General features: G+C 40.2%; 7 protein-coding genes. 1 reads left to right on the top strand and 6 read right to left on the bottom strand.

Features of this window, described 5'->3' with window-relative positions:
• Positions 1 to 7 precede the first annotated feature (7 nt).
• Positions 8 to 1309 (bottom strand): glutamate-1-semialdehyde 2,1-aminomutase, encoded by a 1302-nt coding sequence (hemL, locus tag MAE_RS16710; protein ID WP_002761693.1) that lies wholly within the window; start codon positions 1307 to 1309, stop codon positions 8 to 10.
• A 555-nt stretch (positions 1310 to 1864) separates the two neighbouring features.
• On the opposite strand from hemL, the gene dnaN reads away from it, so the two are divergent.
• A complete protein-coding gene (gene dnaN, locus MAE_RS16705) occupies positions 1865 to 3013 on the top strand; it encodes a DNA polymerase III subunit beta (RefSeq protein WP_012266634.1) in 1149 nt (382 codons plus the stop codon).
• Between the two features lie 560 nt (positions 3014 to 3573).
• Here the strand turns inward: dnaN and MAE_RS16700 are convergent.
• The 5 genes from MAE_RS16700 to MAE_RS16680 form a co-directional block, all read right to left on the bottom strand.
• On the bottom strand, positions 3574 to 4509 hold the full coding sequence (locus tag MAE_RS16700) for a class I SAM-dependent methyltransferase (RefSeq protein ID WP_002797063.1): 936 nt from the start codon (positions 4507 to 4509) through the stop codon (positions 3574 to 3576).
• A 76-nt stretch (positions 4510 to 4585) separates the two neighbouring features.
• Positions 4586 to 5599, bottom strand: a complete 1014-nt coding sequence (locus tag MAE_RS16695) for a hydroxyacid dehydrogenase (RefSeq protein ID WP_002797062.1) — start codon at positions 5597 to 5599, stop codon at positions 4586 to 4588.
• A gap of 38 nt (positions 5600 to 5637) precedes the next feature.
• Positions 5638 to 7395 (bottom strand): ABC transporter ATP-binding protein/permease, encoded by a 1758-nt coding sequence (locus MAE_RS16690; protein ID WP_002797061.1) that lies wholly within the window; start codon positions 7393 to 7395, stop codon positions 5638 to 5640.
• An 82-nt stretch (positions 7396 to 7477) separates the two neighbouring features.
• Positions 7478 to 15373, bottom strand: coding sequence for a type I polyketide synthase (locus MAE_RS16685; protein ID WP_012266632.1), 7896 nt, complete (start codon positions 15371 to 15373; stop codon positions 7478 to 7480).
• Positions 15374 to 15504: 131 nt separating this feature from the next.
• On the bottom strand, positions 15505 to 16260 hold the full coding sequence (locus MAE_RS16680) for an aspartate/glutamate racemase family protein (RefSeq protein WP_002797059.1): 756 nt from the start codon (positions 16258 to 16260) through the stop codon (positions 15505 to 15507).
• Between the last annotated feature and the right edge of the window lie 15 nt (positions 16261 to 16275).

The following is a 16275-nucleotide window of genomic DNA, read 5'->3' as shown; positions in this document are numbered from 1 at the left end:
GCATTAACTATAAACTTGCTAAAACCTCCTTAGCGGCGGCCAAAGTCCGTTCGATATCGGCCTCTGTGTGAGCTAAAGAAGTAAAACCAGCTTCAAACTGGGAAGGAGCTAGATAAACGCCTCTTTCCAACATTCCCCGGTGAAAACGACCGAATTTAGCCACATCGGCCTTTTTGGCATCTTCATAGTTATGTACGGGGGAGCCAGTGAAAAACATTCCGAACATGGCGCTAATATAACCTCCAGAAACGCTGTGACCAGCATCTCTGGCCACTTTCAGCAGCCCTTCAGTTAAGGATTTGGTCACTTTATCGAGATATTGGTAGGTGCCGGGGCGCTGGAGTAACTCGAGGGTTTTAATTCCTGCTGTCATGGCCAAAGGGTTGCCGGATAAGGTTCCCGCTTGGTACATCGGGCCGGCCGGAGCCACCATCGCCATAATATCGGCCCGACCGCCGTAGGCCCCCACCGGCAGCCCACCGCCGATAACTTTGCCCAGGGTGGTTAAATCGGGGGTAATGCCGAATTTTTCCTGAGCGCCACCGTAGGCGATGCGAAATCCGGTCATTACCTCATCAAACATTAATAAGGCTCCGTATTCCTTGGTTAATTCCCGCAATCCCTCTAAAAAGCCAGCATCCGGCACGATAAAGCCGGCATTACCCACCACTGGCTCTAAAATCACCCCGGCGATCGAGTCGGGATTTTCGACAAAGAGGGCTTTGACCGCTTCCAGGTCATTGTAGGGGGCGGTTAAAGTGTTGTTAGTGGTGGTTTTGGGAACCCCCGGCGAGTCGGGTAGGCCCAGGGTCGCTACACCAGAGCCGGCTTTAACGAGGAACATATCGGCGTGACCGTGGTAACAGCCCTCGAATTTGATGATTTTATCCCGGCCGGTAAAAGCCCGCATTAAGCGCAGGACGGACATACAGGCTTCGGTGCCGGAATTGACAAAACGCACCATTTCAATGCTGGGAACGGCATCAATCACCATTTCAGCGAGAATATTTTCCTGAACACAGGGAGCGCCGAAACTGGTTCCTTTGTCTAGGGCATCGTGTAGGGCGGCAATCACTTCGGGATGGGCATGACCACAGATAGCCGGCCCCCAAGTTCCCACATAGTCGATGTATTCGTTACCGTCCACGTCGCGAATATAGGCCCCTTTGACGCTTTCAAAAACGATGGGTTGACCACCGACGGATTTAAAGGCCCGCACGGGGGAACTTACACCCCCCGGCATTAATTTTTGAGCGGCTGTAAAGATTTCTTTCGATTTTGTTGTTTGATACGAAGATGTGCTAACCAATCCTGTCTCCTTGTCTACTTGAGTCTATCGGTTCTGGGAAAGCCCCAGAGCTTTGTTTTGTTAACTTCCTGCTGCTTGTTCCATTTTAAAGATCACTGGCCTACATTTGACGCAATTTTTCCCTAGGAAGAGCGCTGGTCGGATCAAGTCTCGCTCTTCTTGACTTATAGCTTGATCCTTAACAACTTATGTAGCTGGTTATAATTAAATTAAAAATGGATTTTAGGTTTGATCCCCCCTGCCCCCCTTGATAAGGGGGGTGCCGATAGGCGGGGGGATCCCCCCTTAATCCCCCCTTAATAAGGGGGGCATCTGACAACTTTTAACGCCTACCTACTTATGTAATTGGCTGAGAAAGGGCGAAAATTTCACTTTTGACCATTTTTCCACAATCTTTTCAGAATTGCTCCAAACACCCTCGCAATGGGCGAAGTTATTGCTATTGATAGATTTTAGCCCGGAAAGAGCGATCAAAAAAAGCTCAGGTTTTCCACAGATTTTCCACAGGGGAATTCTTGCTATTATTTCTTAGCGTACAAAAAAACTATTCCTGCTATGAAATTTACCAGTAGTCAAAGCGAACTCAACAGCAATTTATCCCTAGTTAGTCGGGCCGTTGCCAGTCGTCCTACCCATCCGGTTTTGGGCAATGTTCTCTTTTGTGCCGATGAGGAAAAGGGCGAAATTAGCCTGACTGCTTTTGATTTGAGTTTAGGGATTCGCACCAGTTTTCGGGCCGAAGTGGTGGAAGGGGGCAAAATTACCCTGCCGGCAAAATTGCTTAACGATATTGTCTCTCGTTTGGGAGAGGGGGAAATCACTATCTCTGTGGAAGAAAACGAGAATGATGAGGAGCATAGTCTCGCTTTCCTGAAAACTGCCTCGGCACAGTTCCAAATTCGCGGCATGAAAGCCGATGAGTTCCCAGAATTGCCCACGGTGGCCGATGGGGAAATTGTTAATTTACCTATAGTTGCCTTGACAGAGGGACTAAAAGGCGCTTTGTTTGCCGCTAGTGGCGATGAAACTAAACAGGTGTTGACGGGGGTGCATTTAACTAAAACCGTCGATTGTCTAGAATTTGCCGCTACAGACGGTCATCGTTTAGCGGTGGTACAAACTCCCCTAGAGGAGGTGGAAAGTGCCTCTGGTGGCTTTAATGTCACCATTCCGGCCCGGGCCCTGCGAGAATTGGAAAGAATGATGGCAACAAAACAAAATATCGAGACTATTACTCTGCATGTGGATGATTCTCAAGTCATCTTTGAAATGGGGGAACAGAGGTTAACCAGTCGTAAGTTAGAAGGGGCCTATCCCACTTATAATCAGTTAATTCCTAAATCCTTCGATCGCTCTTTGGTTTTAGACCGCAAACAATTAATCCGTTGTTTGGAATTAGTGGCGGTTTTATCGGACCAAAAGAATAACTTAGTCAAGTTTAGCCTCGATAGCGAAAATGACCGTTTATCCCTAGCGGTGGAGTCTCCCGATTTAGGTAGTGCCAAAGAGTCCATGGCGGCGGAAATTCAGGGAGAAAGTGGCGATATTGCCTTTAATGTTAAATATTTGATGGACGGTTTGAAGGCTTTACCCAATAATGATATCCAAATGCAGTTAAATGCTAGTACCCAACCGGTTATTTTTACCCCCTTGGGAGGTTTAAAGATGACCTATTTGGTGATGCCAGTACAAATTCGTCAGTAATTCTGACTTAATCGAGACCGTGGGATGTGTTTTTAACCTATCCCAAGGACTGGATTGTAAGTAGCTGGTTATAATTAAATTGAAGATAGATTTTGGGTTCGATCCCCCCTTAATCCCCCCTTGATAAGGGGGGTGTCGATCCCCCCTTAATCCCCCCTTGATAAGGGGGGTGTCGATCCCCCCTTAATCCCCCCTTGATAAGGGGGGTGTCGATCCCCCCTTAATCCCCCCTTGATAAGGGGGGTGTCTGATAGTTTTTAACGCCTAACTACTTATTAACTCAATCCTATTTTCTCGCCAAAGGATTGGGTTTATTCTCTCTATTTTGGCGATATACTGTTGATAATTGAACAACTTCACGGATTGAATGGATATCTTATACTAAATCCGGTTATTAAAGACTGATTATTCATTCCCCCTTTTGCATGAGTGCCTCTTGCATGAGTGCCTGTCCTGATATGTAGCCTATACTGAACGGATTTAGTATTAATAGGCGATCGCTAACAAGAAGTCCTCCCTACCGATGGACTGGGTTTTACATCAATCTGCTTAAACCGAACTCAGTTTAATTTAGGCTTTTCTGCCGAAAACAAAAGATAATCATCAAACGCCATAAACCAACCCCGATTTCTTGACCAAGCTTCAAGTCCAGGGTTATCTTTCTGGAGATCGATAACTAAATCATGCTTACTAATTCCTTGGCTAATCTGGGCAAAATAATGAACCATTGCCGGCCAAACATATTCACTAATAGATAAAGCTTGGATATTAACAAATCCATGCTTTTTGAGTTTTTCCACATAAGTATGTCGGTCGTATTGATTAGCAAAGGGAATACACATTTTCTTACTATTAACCCGCAGCCAGAAGTTAATTTCTCGACCCACTCTAGGCAAACAATCCGCTATAGCCAACCTTCCACCGGGCTGCAAAACTCGAAAAGCTTCCGCAAAAAAATCCTCACGAGTGTCAAAATGAAAAGCACATTCTAAAGCGGTCAACTTATCAAAAGAATTCTCAGGAAAAGGTATTTGAGTAGCCGAGCCGACTTGAAGTTTTATCCTGTCCGATAACCCTGCTTTAGCTACTCTTTCTTGAGCAATTTCTACTTGTAACTCGGTTGTATTTAGACCGATAATTGAGCCAACATTGTTTTCTCTTACCCAGAGTAAATCCTGTTCAGCAAAACCGAAACCCACATCCAAAAGGTGATCTCCGGCTTTAAGTTCGGCTACTTCGGCTAATTTACGCGCTAAAGCGGCACAAGCTCCGTTATAAGTTGTTTCTTCTTGCCAATAACCAAAATTAAGCCATTGGGGAAAATTAGGATCATGAAGATGAGGATCGCGTTTCGCTATATTAGTATACAGTTCAGAAACTTGAAACTGATCTTGCAAAAACGCCATTTCTCGAACCGGATTAAGGATAAATTGTTTGATGGTTGCCCAGCGATTACGCCATTCATCTTTGAGGGGAATTTTGCCGATGTTTTCCAAATTATTATCCTCCTAAGGATTTTGCAGAAATATTGCCATTTTTAATTAACCGAATCCCTGAGATTCTCTAGATGCTTTAAAAAAGATTCCACACCTCTGGATTAATCATATAAGGAGGCTTCTCTCCCTGAAGCACTTGTAATATTTGATTCGCCGCCGAAACAGCAGCCGCTAGACTCGCTTCAGGGGTTACTCCGGCTAAATGAGGTGAGAGAATGACATTCTCAAAATTATATAAAGGATTATCTAAAGCCGGCGGTTCTGGTTCAAAGACATCGAGGGCGCATCCAGCTATCAATTTTTGATTAAGGGCGATCCCTAAATCCTTTTCACAAACGACTTTTCCCCGAGAGGTATTAATTAAAAAAGCTGTTGGTTTCATCTTTTTTAAAACTGATATATTAAACATTTCCCGCGTTTCACTTGTTAGTTCAGTATGCAAAGAAACAAAGTCCGATTCAGCCAGAAGAACATCTAAATCTTTGACCCAAGTTGCTCCTACTGTCTCCGCTTTGCTGGCTGGAACATAGGGATCATAAGCTAATACTCTCATCCCCAGTGCTAGGTTACATTTGTGAGCCACCAGAGTACCAATTCTTCCTAAACCTACAATACCAAGGGTCTTGTTTTCGAGTTGAATCGGTTGCATCTGATTGCGAATTAAATAGTTACCCTTTTTCACACAATGATCTAAAAAAGGGAGCTTTTTGGCAAGGGCTAAAATCATAGATAAGGTGTGTTCTGCTACAGCTGTAGTTGACATTCCGGGATTATTAACAACGATAACCCCCTGTTCTGTTGCTGCCATAATATCAATAGAATCTGTGCCAAATCCAGAGGTACTAATTACTTTTAATTGTTTTGCTAATCGGATTGATGAAGCCTCTAACTTATTAGGATAACGCACAAATACGCCAGATACTTCTTGAATGGCCTCATTAATTTTATCCAGTGTAGGGTTGGACAAAATCTCTGTATTAGTAGATTCTTCAAGAAGTTTTTGCCCCGCTTCATCATACATTTTTCCGATTAAAAGAACCCTGTGTTTTTGAATATCCATAGTCAGAGTTTTTGGTGAAGTAGTAGTCATCGTAATTTTTCCTAAATTGAGGTTTAGCAATGAAACAGTTACAGAGATTTTGAGGCTCGATAATCATCTATGGAAACAAGTCGCCAACTAGAATCCTCTAAAAGTTCTAAGACCCATTGATGATACTTAAATAAACTTTCTCGATGACCTACGCTAATAAAAGTTGTCTGTGCTTTTTGTAACTGGTGATATAAGGTTTGTTCGTTGTTCAAATCTAAAGCACTTGTGGCTTCATCTAAGATTACATAGCGGGGATGGGTTACTAACAATCGTGCAAAAGCAAGGCGTTGTTGTTCTCCTAAAGATAATATATTTTCCCAAGGAACTTCCGCATCAAAGCCATGAACTTTTGTGGCTATATTTTGAAGATTAACTTGTTGTAAAACGGATTCAAGTTCTCCATCGGTCATTTCACGGGTTGTTTTAGGATAAAGTAACTGTTCTCTTAGAGTTCCTAAAATAATATAAGGACGTTGAGGTAAAAAGAGAAATTCTTCTAAGGGAGGTCGTTTTAAACAACCAGTTCCTGCATTCCATAAGCCAGCAATAGCTCTTAATAGAGAACTTTTACCTCGTCCACTCGGTCCGACAATTAATAAACCTTCGCCTGGTTCGATAGATAGGGATAAATGTTGAACAATTACCTTTTCATAATCCGGTGTTTGTAAAGTAACATCCTCAAACTCGATCTCATTTTGTTCAAGGGTTTTAATGGTACTAGCATCCTTGGGTTGTCGGTCCATTTCTTCTAAGGCCGAGGAAAATTCAGATAGACGCTCAACATAACTGGAAAATCTGCCCAAAGAACCAAATTCAAGGATTAACTCAGAAAAACCATTAGCAAACATACTGCAAGCAATAATAGCCTGATTAACTTGTCCGAAATCAATTTCCCCCCGAATATAGGCTGGAGCGAAGACGACAAAGGGAAATATTTGAATAACTGAGCGATAACTTCGACTAAAAATGTCTTGATTTTTCTCCCAATCAATCTTACTGAGAGAATTTCTGACGAGATTATTAAATCGACGTTGAATGATTTTCAACTCTTGATTTTCGCCTTGAAAAAAGGCAATAGATTCAGCATGATTACGAACATGAGTTAAAGTGTAGGTGTAATTAGCTTTGGATTCCAATTCTTCTTGACTAATCTTATCTAATTCTCGACTTAAAGAAACAGCAATTAGGTTGCCGATAATTGTATAAGCCACTAAAATCAAGGCGGCTAGTCGGGAAATTGAGAAAAGAATTACTAAAAAAGTCGTCATTTCTAAGACTTTTTCTAATAAAATAGCTCCAAAATTAACAGCATTTCTAGCAATGGGTTCTATTTCTTGGGCTATCCTTTGATCCGGATTATCCACATCGGATCTAAAATTAATTTTATAATAGGCGCGATCGCTCAAATATTGGGTAATAACCTGCTGATTTAGCCATTCATACCAATCCAGAATAATTCTTTTTTTAACAAATTTAGAAAATGCAGTAAACAGGGTAATTAAAAGTAATCCTAAGCCATAAAATAATAAAATTGTCAGAAACTTAGAGGCATTTTTATCTTGAATAATAACATCAACTAAATAGCGATTAACGAAGCTATTAACTGCATTAGAGGCAACCAGTCCAACAATTACTAAAACAAGGAGAAACAGCATTCCCCATGAACTTATTACCTCTGAAAATGTCCTTCCTTTAGGATCGGTTGGATACCAGTAAGGAGCGGCAATCAATTTCAAATTATCAAAAAATTGATGAGAACTTTTTACGGTTTCTTGTTGAAAAAATGGAGTTTGCATAGTTTGAATATAGGGTAACTTTTAGGAAATGCCTTGAATTTTTTTTAACTTCAAGCTTTCTAACTTCAAGGCTTAGGATTATTTAATCTCCTAAAAAAGCCTCCAAATCAGTAAGTTCTTGTAAGATTAAATCCTCACTAATCTCCTGCTGAACTTCAGTGAAGTTAATCATCTTCTCGGCTGTTTTTTGAACTTTTTCACCGAAAATACGGTCAAACAGATAATCAACTAAGCGTCTAATATTAGGAAAGTCAAAGATTAAAGAAGTGGGTAAGAGAACTTCTAATCCTTTCTCTAAACGATTTTTCAATTCAATAGAGGATAAGGAATCAATCCCCATTTCTATCAATCCTTGTTCTGAATCTGGCATAGATTTAATCCCTAAAATAATTCTGACTTGTTTGCTAACATATTCTAACAAATATTCCCGGCGTTCTCCTAAAGGAATATCCTCTAAAAGATGCAGTACAGAGTCTGATTCTTGAACAGACTTAATGGGAATTTCTGAGAGTCCTAAATTTTTTAGGAGTGGTTTCTCGCCTTTAAATTGATAGATATTTTTGAAACGAACCCAATCCACATCAGCGATTAAAACTTGTGTTTGATTAGAAGCCATAATAGCATCCATCACCCTCAAGGCCATATCTGGAGCAATTTCCCTGATGCCAATCTGTTTGAGCCAGTCCTCATAGTCTTGAGACACTATACCATGACCCGCCAATAATGCCCAATTTAAAGTCGTTGCAGGAAGTTGTTGAAGATGACGGAAATGAGCCAAAGCATCCAGCCAATGACTAACAGTATCATATAAGCCTTGTTCCTTTGCCCCCCAAATTGCACCCGCCGAAGAAAACAGCACAAAATAGTCTAATTGAGTACCCAAAGATAGTTGATGTAAATTCCAAGAACCCTTAACTTTTGCCTGAAAAACTGCTTCTAGATCCTGCAAAGTACAGTCTTTTAATTGAGCTTGTCGGCCTGAGATTCCGGCAAGATGGAAAATGCCACGCAAGGGATAGGCGGTTTTTTCAATCTGGGTAAATATGGCCTGCATAGCCTCAAAATTGCCAACGTCTGCCGAAATAACTTCGATTGATGCTCCTTTTTCCTCTAATTTTCTGATTTTTTCTGATATTTGGGCTAATTCGGTTGCTGAATCCCACAGGAAGCGAGCCGGTAATGAGCGGCGTGTCGTTAAAATGAGATGTTTTGCTCCTAAATTGACTAAATGTTCCGCCAATTCTAAGCCTAGATGTCCTATTCCTCCCGTAATTAGGTAGGTAGCCTCAGTTTGAATCTTAACGGTTGTTGTCTCTAGAGACTTGAGAGGAAGCAGACGAGCAACATAGCCTTGACCTTTACGGAAGACCAAATGATCCTCATCGTGAGCATGAGTTAATCCTAATAGTAATGCGGTAATATTTTGATTAATATCAACGTCGGGATCAAGATCCAGCATACCTCCCCATAATTGCGGATTTTCTAGGGCAATAACACGCCCCATTGCCCAAAGAGGAGACTGAAACCCTAAAGAAGGCTGTTCTAATTCAAAGGGTTGGGCCCCCTGAGTGACAAGGAATAATTGAGGGGGATTAGGGATTGTTTGAATAGCTTTGAGAAGATTTAAAAGATAGTTACAGCGATTCAATAAAATGGATTCTGGTTGCTCTTTGGGAGTACTATTCAAAAGATAAATAATCCGATCTGGAGATGGATTTGACGCAAACCATTCCTCTAATTGTTGTAGTTGATTAGCATTCAAACAAGACTCAGAAGATGATATTTGTGTATTTTTCTCCCCTTGATAAATTATCCGACAGGAATCACACTTTTTAAGTAGTTGCTCTTGAATCCCTAAGGCAAAAGTATTTTGTTGGGGTTCAATATCAGTAAAAATTAGCCAGTTTTTAGCGGTGTTAGGGGAGATTTCTGAACTTTGAGCCAGAATAATACTTTGCTGAAATAAAACACTACCTATTTTTTGATCAGGAGAAACAAATTCTACCTGAGAAAACCCCGATTTAAGCAGCATAGATTCCCAAGTCGATGCTGTAATTATAGGATGATTTGGGCGCAAATGATAATCGCTAAAACGCCACCAACCTTGAGTCACACCAAAGATTAAATCAATCCAGGGAGATTGCTGAGTTAATTCTAACAGTAATAAATGACCGCCTGGACGTAGTAAACTTTGAATATGAGGCAAGGTTTCCTCTTGTAAATTGGCGGTAGAGTGTAAGACATTAGCCGCGATAATCAAGTCATAAGAATGGCAGCAAAAACCTTGTAATTTCGGAGCTTTTTCAATATCGAGTACTTTGTATTCTAGTCCAGAAAATTCAGCCAAATTATCTCTAGCTTTCTCTAGAAAGAAGGGGGAAACATCAGTGAATGTGTAGGTAATTTGACGAGACTTACAAGCTTTAAGAACCTGTTGGGTTGTAGCTCCAGTTCCCGCGCCAATTTCGAGAATGCGGAGGGAGGCTGAGGGAGCATAACTTGAGAGGAGAAGTTCAACGGTTTTAGAGATACCCAGATTGAGAATTTTTGCCGAAGATGTATTTTTATAAAACTCGCTGGCTCCTCCTTGTCCATCTTGAGAAAATAGGATAGATAAAGGAGATATTTTTCCCGTAATAATGGCTGCTAAATTTGTGGCAACTTGTCGAAATAGATTGAGTTCTATTTGAGCATTAGGATAATGATTGATTAAATCCTCTACCGCTAAATCAGGATTAGAGTGTTCGGGTTCTTTAACAATTTTCCATAGGGTATTTTGCTTTTCTAAAATGCCGACTTTCGCCAATATTTCTAGAAGATGATTCCAGAAAGATTTATATTCTTGTTTAAGTTCAGCTTGAATAAAACTTTGATCGGGATCAAGAAAGGTATTCATTTGAAAGAGTTCTAAATCTTTCAGAGCTTTAACAACAAAGTCAGCTGCCAGTTTTTCCATTTCGGAAAAAGCGCGAGAAACTCCCATCAATTCTGAGGAGTGTAATTGGGGTTCTAAGTAAACCTCTAAATCAGTTTTAAGGGGGGTCAAATTTTGTAGCTTACCGTTGGCTAAATCCCAGGGAAGCCAAGCTACTTGATAAAGTAATTTGGCAAAATTAAAGTCCTCTTTTTCCTGATAATAGAGTTTAATCAACTGTTGAACAATGGCGGATATTGTTGGTTTTTCATCTTCAGAATAATGACCTGTTTCTAAGAGGGTTTGCATCAAAGTATTTTTGTCCTTTTCAGATAACATTTTGACTAGATTAGATTCCTGTGGAACAGTTGCAGATGGGGTTTTTAAAGGAATCCAGTGTTGACGTTTTTGAAAGGGATAAGTAGGTAAAGCACATCGTCTAGGATGATAGTCTTGATCAAAACTAAACCAGTCTATCTTTGCACCGCGAACATAAAGTTTGCCCAGACTTTCTAATAAAACTTGCCAATCAGAAAATCCTGAGCGTAAACTGGGTAGAGTTAGAGGTTCAGATGAAGATAGGGATGATTGAACAATTCCTGAGAGAATAGGTTGAGGTCCAATTTCAATAAAGGTATCACATCCGAGAGATTGTAGGAATAAAGCCCCTGGATGAAATTGTACCGTATTTAGTAAATGTTGAAGCCAATACTGAGGAGTCATAATGCTGTCATCAGCAATTTCTCCTGTTAGGTTAGAGACCAGAGAAATTTGAGGTTGACTGAAAGAAATCTCTTGAAGAATCGTTTTAAATTCTGCAACCATTGGCTCTACTAAAGGGGAGTGAAAAGCATGGGAAACTTTGAGTTGACGAACTTTCACCCCGGCATTAGTGAAATGGTTACAGAGTTCTTGAATTACGCTTTTTTCTCCAGAAATAACGGTATGTTGTTCCGCGTTAATGGCAGCAATAGCGATTTTTATGCCTTGGCTTTGGCACTGCTCAATAACTGAGTTCTTATCGAGAAAAATAGCGGCCATTTCCCCTTGATTTTGGGGTAATTGCCCCATCAAGTTGCCTCGATGGGTGACCAGTTTTAAGCCACTTTCAAGATCAAAAACGCCAGCAAAACAAGCAGCAGAATATTCTCCTAAACTATGCCCTAAAATGGCGGCTGGTTGAATTCCCCAAGAATGCCATAATTGAGCGAGAGCAACTTCAATCAGAAATAGTGCCGGTTGGGTATAAGCGGTTTGGTTTAAGGGGTCATCTGTATCAGCAAATACGACGTTTAGCAGGGATTTACCCGTTAGTTTTTGATAGTAGTTTTCCCCTGCGTCTAAAGTTTTTCTAAAGGTGGGTTGAGTCTGATAGAGTTGATGAGCCATCCCTGCATATTGAGACCCTTGTCCTGTAAATAAAAAGGCAATTTTAGGCGGTCTTTTTTCATCAGCTATACCATGAATAGTTGACTGATAATCTAGTTGCTTGAACTGACGTAATTGTTCAATAAAATCACTGTTTTTATAGCCAGTTAAGGCTAAACGATTTGAGAAATGAACTCGGCCTGTATTTGCCGTAAATACTACATCAGACATATCCTTTTCAGGTTGACTTTCTAAAAAGTCTATGTAGCGACTTACTAACTCTTTCAAAGCCGGTTCGGTTCGAGCGGAAAGGGTGAGCAAATGATAGGGACGTTTGCTCTGATTGTCTTGAGGAATAATGGGAGGAGCTTCTTCTAGAATAACATGAGCATTAACCCCACCAATACCTAAAGAGTTTACCCCTGCCCGTCGGGGTAATTTTTCGTCCTTGTCTTGCTTAGTAGTCCAAGAAATAGCTTCATTATTAATATAAAAAGGAGTCTGAGAAAAATTAATTTGAGGGTTAGGATTTTGGAAATGTAATGTAGGCGGAATAACTCTATATTTGAGGGCTAAAGTCGCTTTAATTAAACCAGCAATACCGGAAGCAATCTGCATATGTCCGATATTGGTTTTTACTGAACCTAAAGCACATTCTCCCTCATTTGCACCCTGATAAACTTTAGCTAAAGCATCAACTTCAATGGGATCTCCAAGGGGGGTTCCTGTGCCATGAGCTTCCACAAAACTAATTGTATTAGCATCAACACCGGCAAAGGCTAGGGCTTCCGTAGCGGCAGCAATTTGACCCTCTCCACCAGGCGCAGTAAATCCTAATTTTTGGCCACCATCATTATTAATAGCAGAGCCTTTAATAACTGCATAAATATGGTCATGATCGGCTAAAGCATCTGACAATCTTTTGAGCAGAATTACTCCTACTCCACTGCCAAAAATAGTCCCTTTTGCTTCAGCATCAAAGGCGCGACAATGACCATCAGGAGACATGATCAGTCCTTCTTGATATAAGTAACCAATTTTTTGAGGAGAATTAATTGAAGCAGCTCCAGCTAGAGCCATGTCACTTTCTCCACTAATTAGACTCTGACAGGCGAGATGAACTACAACTAATCCAGTAGAGCAAGCAGTTTGAACATTAACGCTTGGGCCGTGTAAGTTTAGTTTATAAGAAATTCGCGTTGTTAAATAGTCTTTGTCATTAGCTACCATTGTTTGAAACCCTCCCGTTGAATCTAGTGTGAAGGGTTGTAACTCGTCATTACTATCTAATTGACCCCGATTAGGATAACAATTATTGATCAAATAGGTGTTCATACTTGCGCCAGCAAATATACCAATTGATCCTTGATAAGTACTAGGATTATAACCAGCGTTTTCTAAACATTCCCAACTACATTCAAGAAGTAAACGTTGCTGAGGGTCTAGTAATTCTGCCTCTCTATCTGTATAGCCAAAAAATTCGCTGTCAAAGTATTCAACTTGCTCGAGAATTGGTCTAGCTCTAACATAATTAGGCTGATTAAAGAGTTCCGAAGACACTCCCGATTCTTGTAATTCTTCTTCCGAAAAGAAAGAGATAGTTTCGATTCCATTTTTTAAATTTTCCCAGAAGGTTGTTAAATTTTTAGCTCCCGGGAATTGCCCCGCCATACCAATAATTGCAATGTCATGGGTTTCATTATGGCGACGGGTCCGATTTTCGGCACGTTGACGGCTTTTTTGTGCTATAACTTGAGTGGTATTTGATTCTTCGCTTAAGCAACGGGCTAGGGTGGCAACGGTAGGATTTTTAAACATTTCAGCAAGGGATAGCTGACGGTTAAAAAGTTTTTCAAGTTCATTTTGAACTCGGATTAAGTGTATAGAATGTCCCCCTAGTTCAAAGAAGTTATCCTCTAAACCAACTGAGGTTAACTGTAAAACTTCACTCCAAACTGCTGCTATTTGACGTTCATTTTCTGATTGAGGTAAGGTTTGATTTTTCTGACGCTCTTTTGCTAAATATTGATCTATTTCTTGGATACGGCTGCTAAATAATCCCTGTTCAAAATCCTTTTTTAATTTAGATTTTTGAACTTTGCCAATAGAGGTTTTAGGAACTAAATTTCTTTCTAAGGGAATGACATAAGCTGGAGCAATTCCGAATTTTTGGGTCAAATGACTGCGAATTTTTCTAACAACTTTTATCCAGTGTTCAAATTGATCAGATTCTGGGCTAAAAGTAATAATTAATAAGTCAGTTTCTCGACTTTGATCAAAGACGGCAAAGGCGGCTGTATAAGATACTTTAACCCCTTCTAATTCTTCGATTGTTGTTTCAAGTTCATGGGCAAAGTAATTAACACCATTAATTATAATTTCTTGTTTTTCTCGCCCAGTAATAAAGAGTTCGCCCTTAAATAAATACCCCAAATCTCCCGTAGTAAACCACCCTTCTTGAAAAACTTCCTGGTTGAGTTCAGTATTATTGTAATATCCTTTAGTAACAGAATTACCTTGAATTTGAAGCTTTCCAATTTCTCTTTCAGGTAAAGGATTATTTTCCTGATCGACTATCCGGATAGTTGCTCCAGGAATCGGCTTTCCTAGAGAGACAAAACTATTTTCTTCGGTGAGTTCATTTTTACTTAAACCGGCTGACCAAGTAATCCCAGAACAGGATTCAGTCATGCCAAAAGCTGGTTTAATCGCTCTCTCCCGTAGTTGATGTTTTTCAAGAATTTCTAAGAATAGGCGAATCGTTTTTACTGAAACTTGCTCGCCAGCATTCACTAAAAATTTCATTGAGGAGAGGTTATAAGAGGCGTGCTTAAGTTCTTCTGCCTGTTGATTAATTAAGGAAAATGCAAAGTTAGGGGACCAAGAAATGCTTACTTGATGCTTTTGAATGAGTTCTAACCATTGGAGGGGTTGGCGTAGGACTAATTCCATCGGAACATGAATTTGATGACAAGCCAAATCTACCGCCATAATTCCTAAAAATACGATAGCTCCTACATGATCTAAGGGCATCCAATTAAGGGTAACTTCTTGTTGGGTAAAGTGGTTCATTGCCACTGTACCAGCAGTCATGGACAGAATATTATGATGAGTTAATATTACTCCCTTGGGCATACCTGTACTACCCGAAGTAAAGAGTAATAAGGCTGGATCTTGTGGATCAAGAATCGGCAATTGATGGACTTTAGAGGGGGCTTTTCTGAGTTCATTAACTGAGATAACTTGCCACCCTTCTAGATGAGAGTAAGTTCCTAATTTTTCAATTTCAGTAATTAGTTCACTATCGGATAATATCAAAGGATTGTCTAAAATTTTCCAAACATTCTCTAGTTTTTTGACGGCAGAATTTTCCAGATCATAGCTAGGAGCAACGGTCAAAGGAACTGGAATAATTCCCCCTAAAAAACAAGCCCAAAGTGCGGGAATAAAGTCGTGATTTTTGGCAATTTGTAGGATAACTTTATGCCCTAATTTTATCCCCTTTTGTTCCAGTCCATTTAAAATAACTAGAGCATCTTGATATAAGTCTTGATAACTCTGAAAATATTCAGCTGCGTCATTTTTAATATAAGTAATTCCATGATTATTATGTTTAGTGGCAGTTTCTAAGACTTCTGACAGAGTCCGCCAATTATCTTCCAATTGTCCTCCAAAACTGATTGAATGCTTAGACACTTTTTTTACACCTCTTGATCAAAAATAGAACCAATCTCGAAAACCCTATGAATCAGTATATCGCTACGCGCAAGTTAAAAGTCAGAAGTGGCCAATTCAAGTTTAAATTGTACCTCCTAGGGCTGCGATGGTCAAGGGCTTTTTGGGGTTGAAGGTTGATGGCAGTCGGTCCCTCGGTCTACCTGAGCTTGTTTGATGATTAACTGAGAAAAGTTTTGAGCGATGGTACTTAAAGGATCGATCGCTTTAATGGAGTCAATTCCTTTGAGTTTGAGAGATTTTGTTAAGAGATGAAATTCGGTACACCCAGAAATATAGGAGCGAGTGTTATATTTCTCTAATAATGCTTCTATATCCCTAAGAATACTTAACGGATCGTGTCCTCTTTTTAGCACTTTATAGATCATTTCATGAATCAACTTTTGATCGCTTTCTGAGAGAGAAATAATCAGATCTGCGGTGGTGCAGCCTTCCTGAAATAATTTTTTCTGGTAAGTCCCTGTACTAGCAAGTAAAAGGGTAGGTTCATTATATTCTTGGAGTTCTTGATCCGCTATTTTAATTAAGGAAAGAAGTTTATCCTTCAGATTTTCGGAGATCTGAGGTAGAGCATAATGAGCCGTACAACAGCCAATGACTATGCAATCAGCCAGTTTATTGAGATGTTCTAGATTGACTTGGATAAAATCAATAAATTCTCTTTCTTTTCCACTATCAATAGAACCTGTGCGATCGGGTGCAGAGGGAAAAGAAAAAACGATGACATTAGGGGATTCTTGTTCCTTATCAATAAAAGGATTATATTCATAAATCGACTTAAGAAATTCGGCGGTAACCACTGGGCCCATACCCCCTAAAACGCCAAGAATCGGTAGTTTTGTCTTCATTAAAATCTCCTGCTC

It is taken from the genome of Microcystis aeruginosa NIES-843 (genome assembly GCF_000010625.1).
GTDB lineage: Bacteria > Cyanobacteriota > Cyanobacteriia > Cyanobacteriales > Microcystaceae > Microcystis > Microcystis aeruginosa.
Note: the sequence above shows the minus strand (reverse complement) of the source record. Positions and strands in the feature narration are given on the sequence as shown.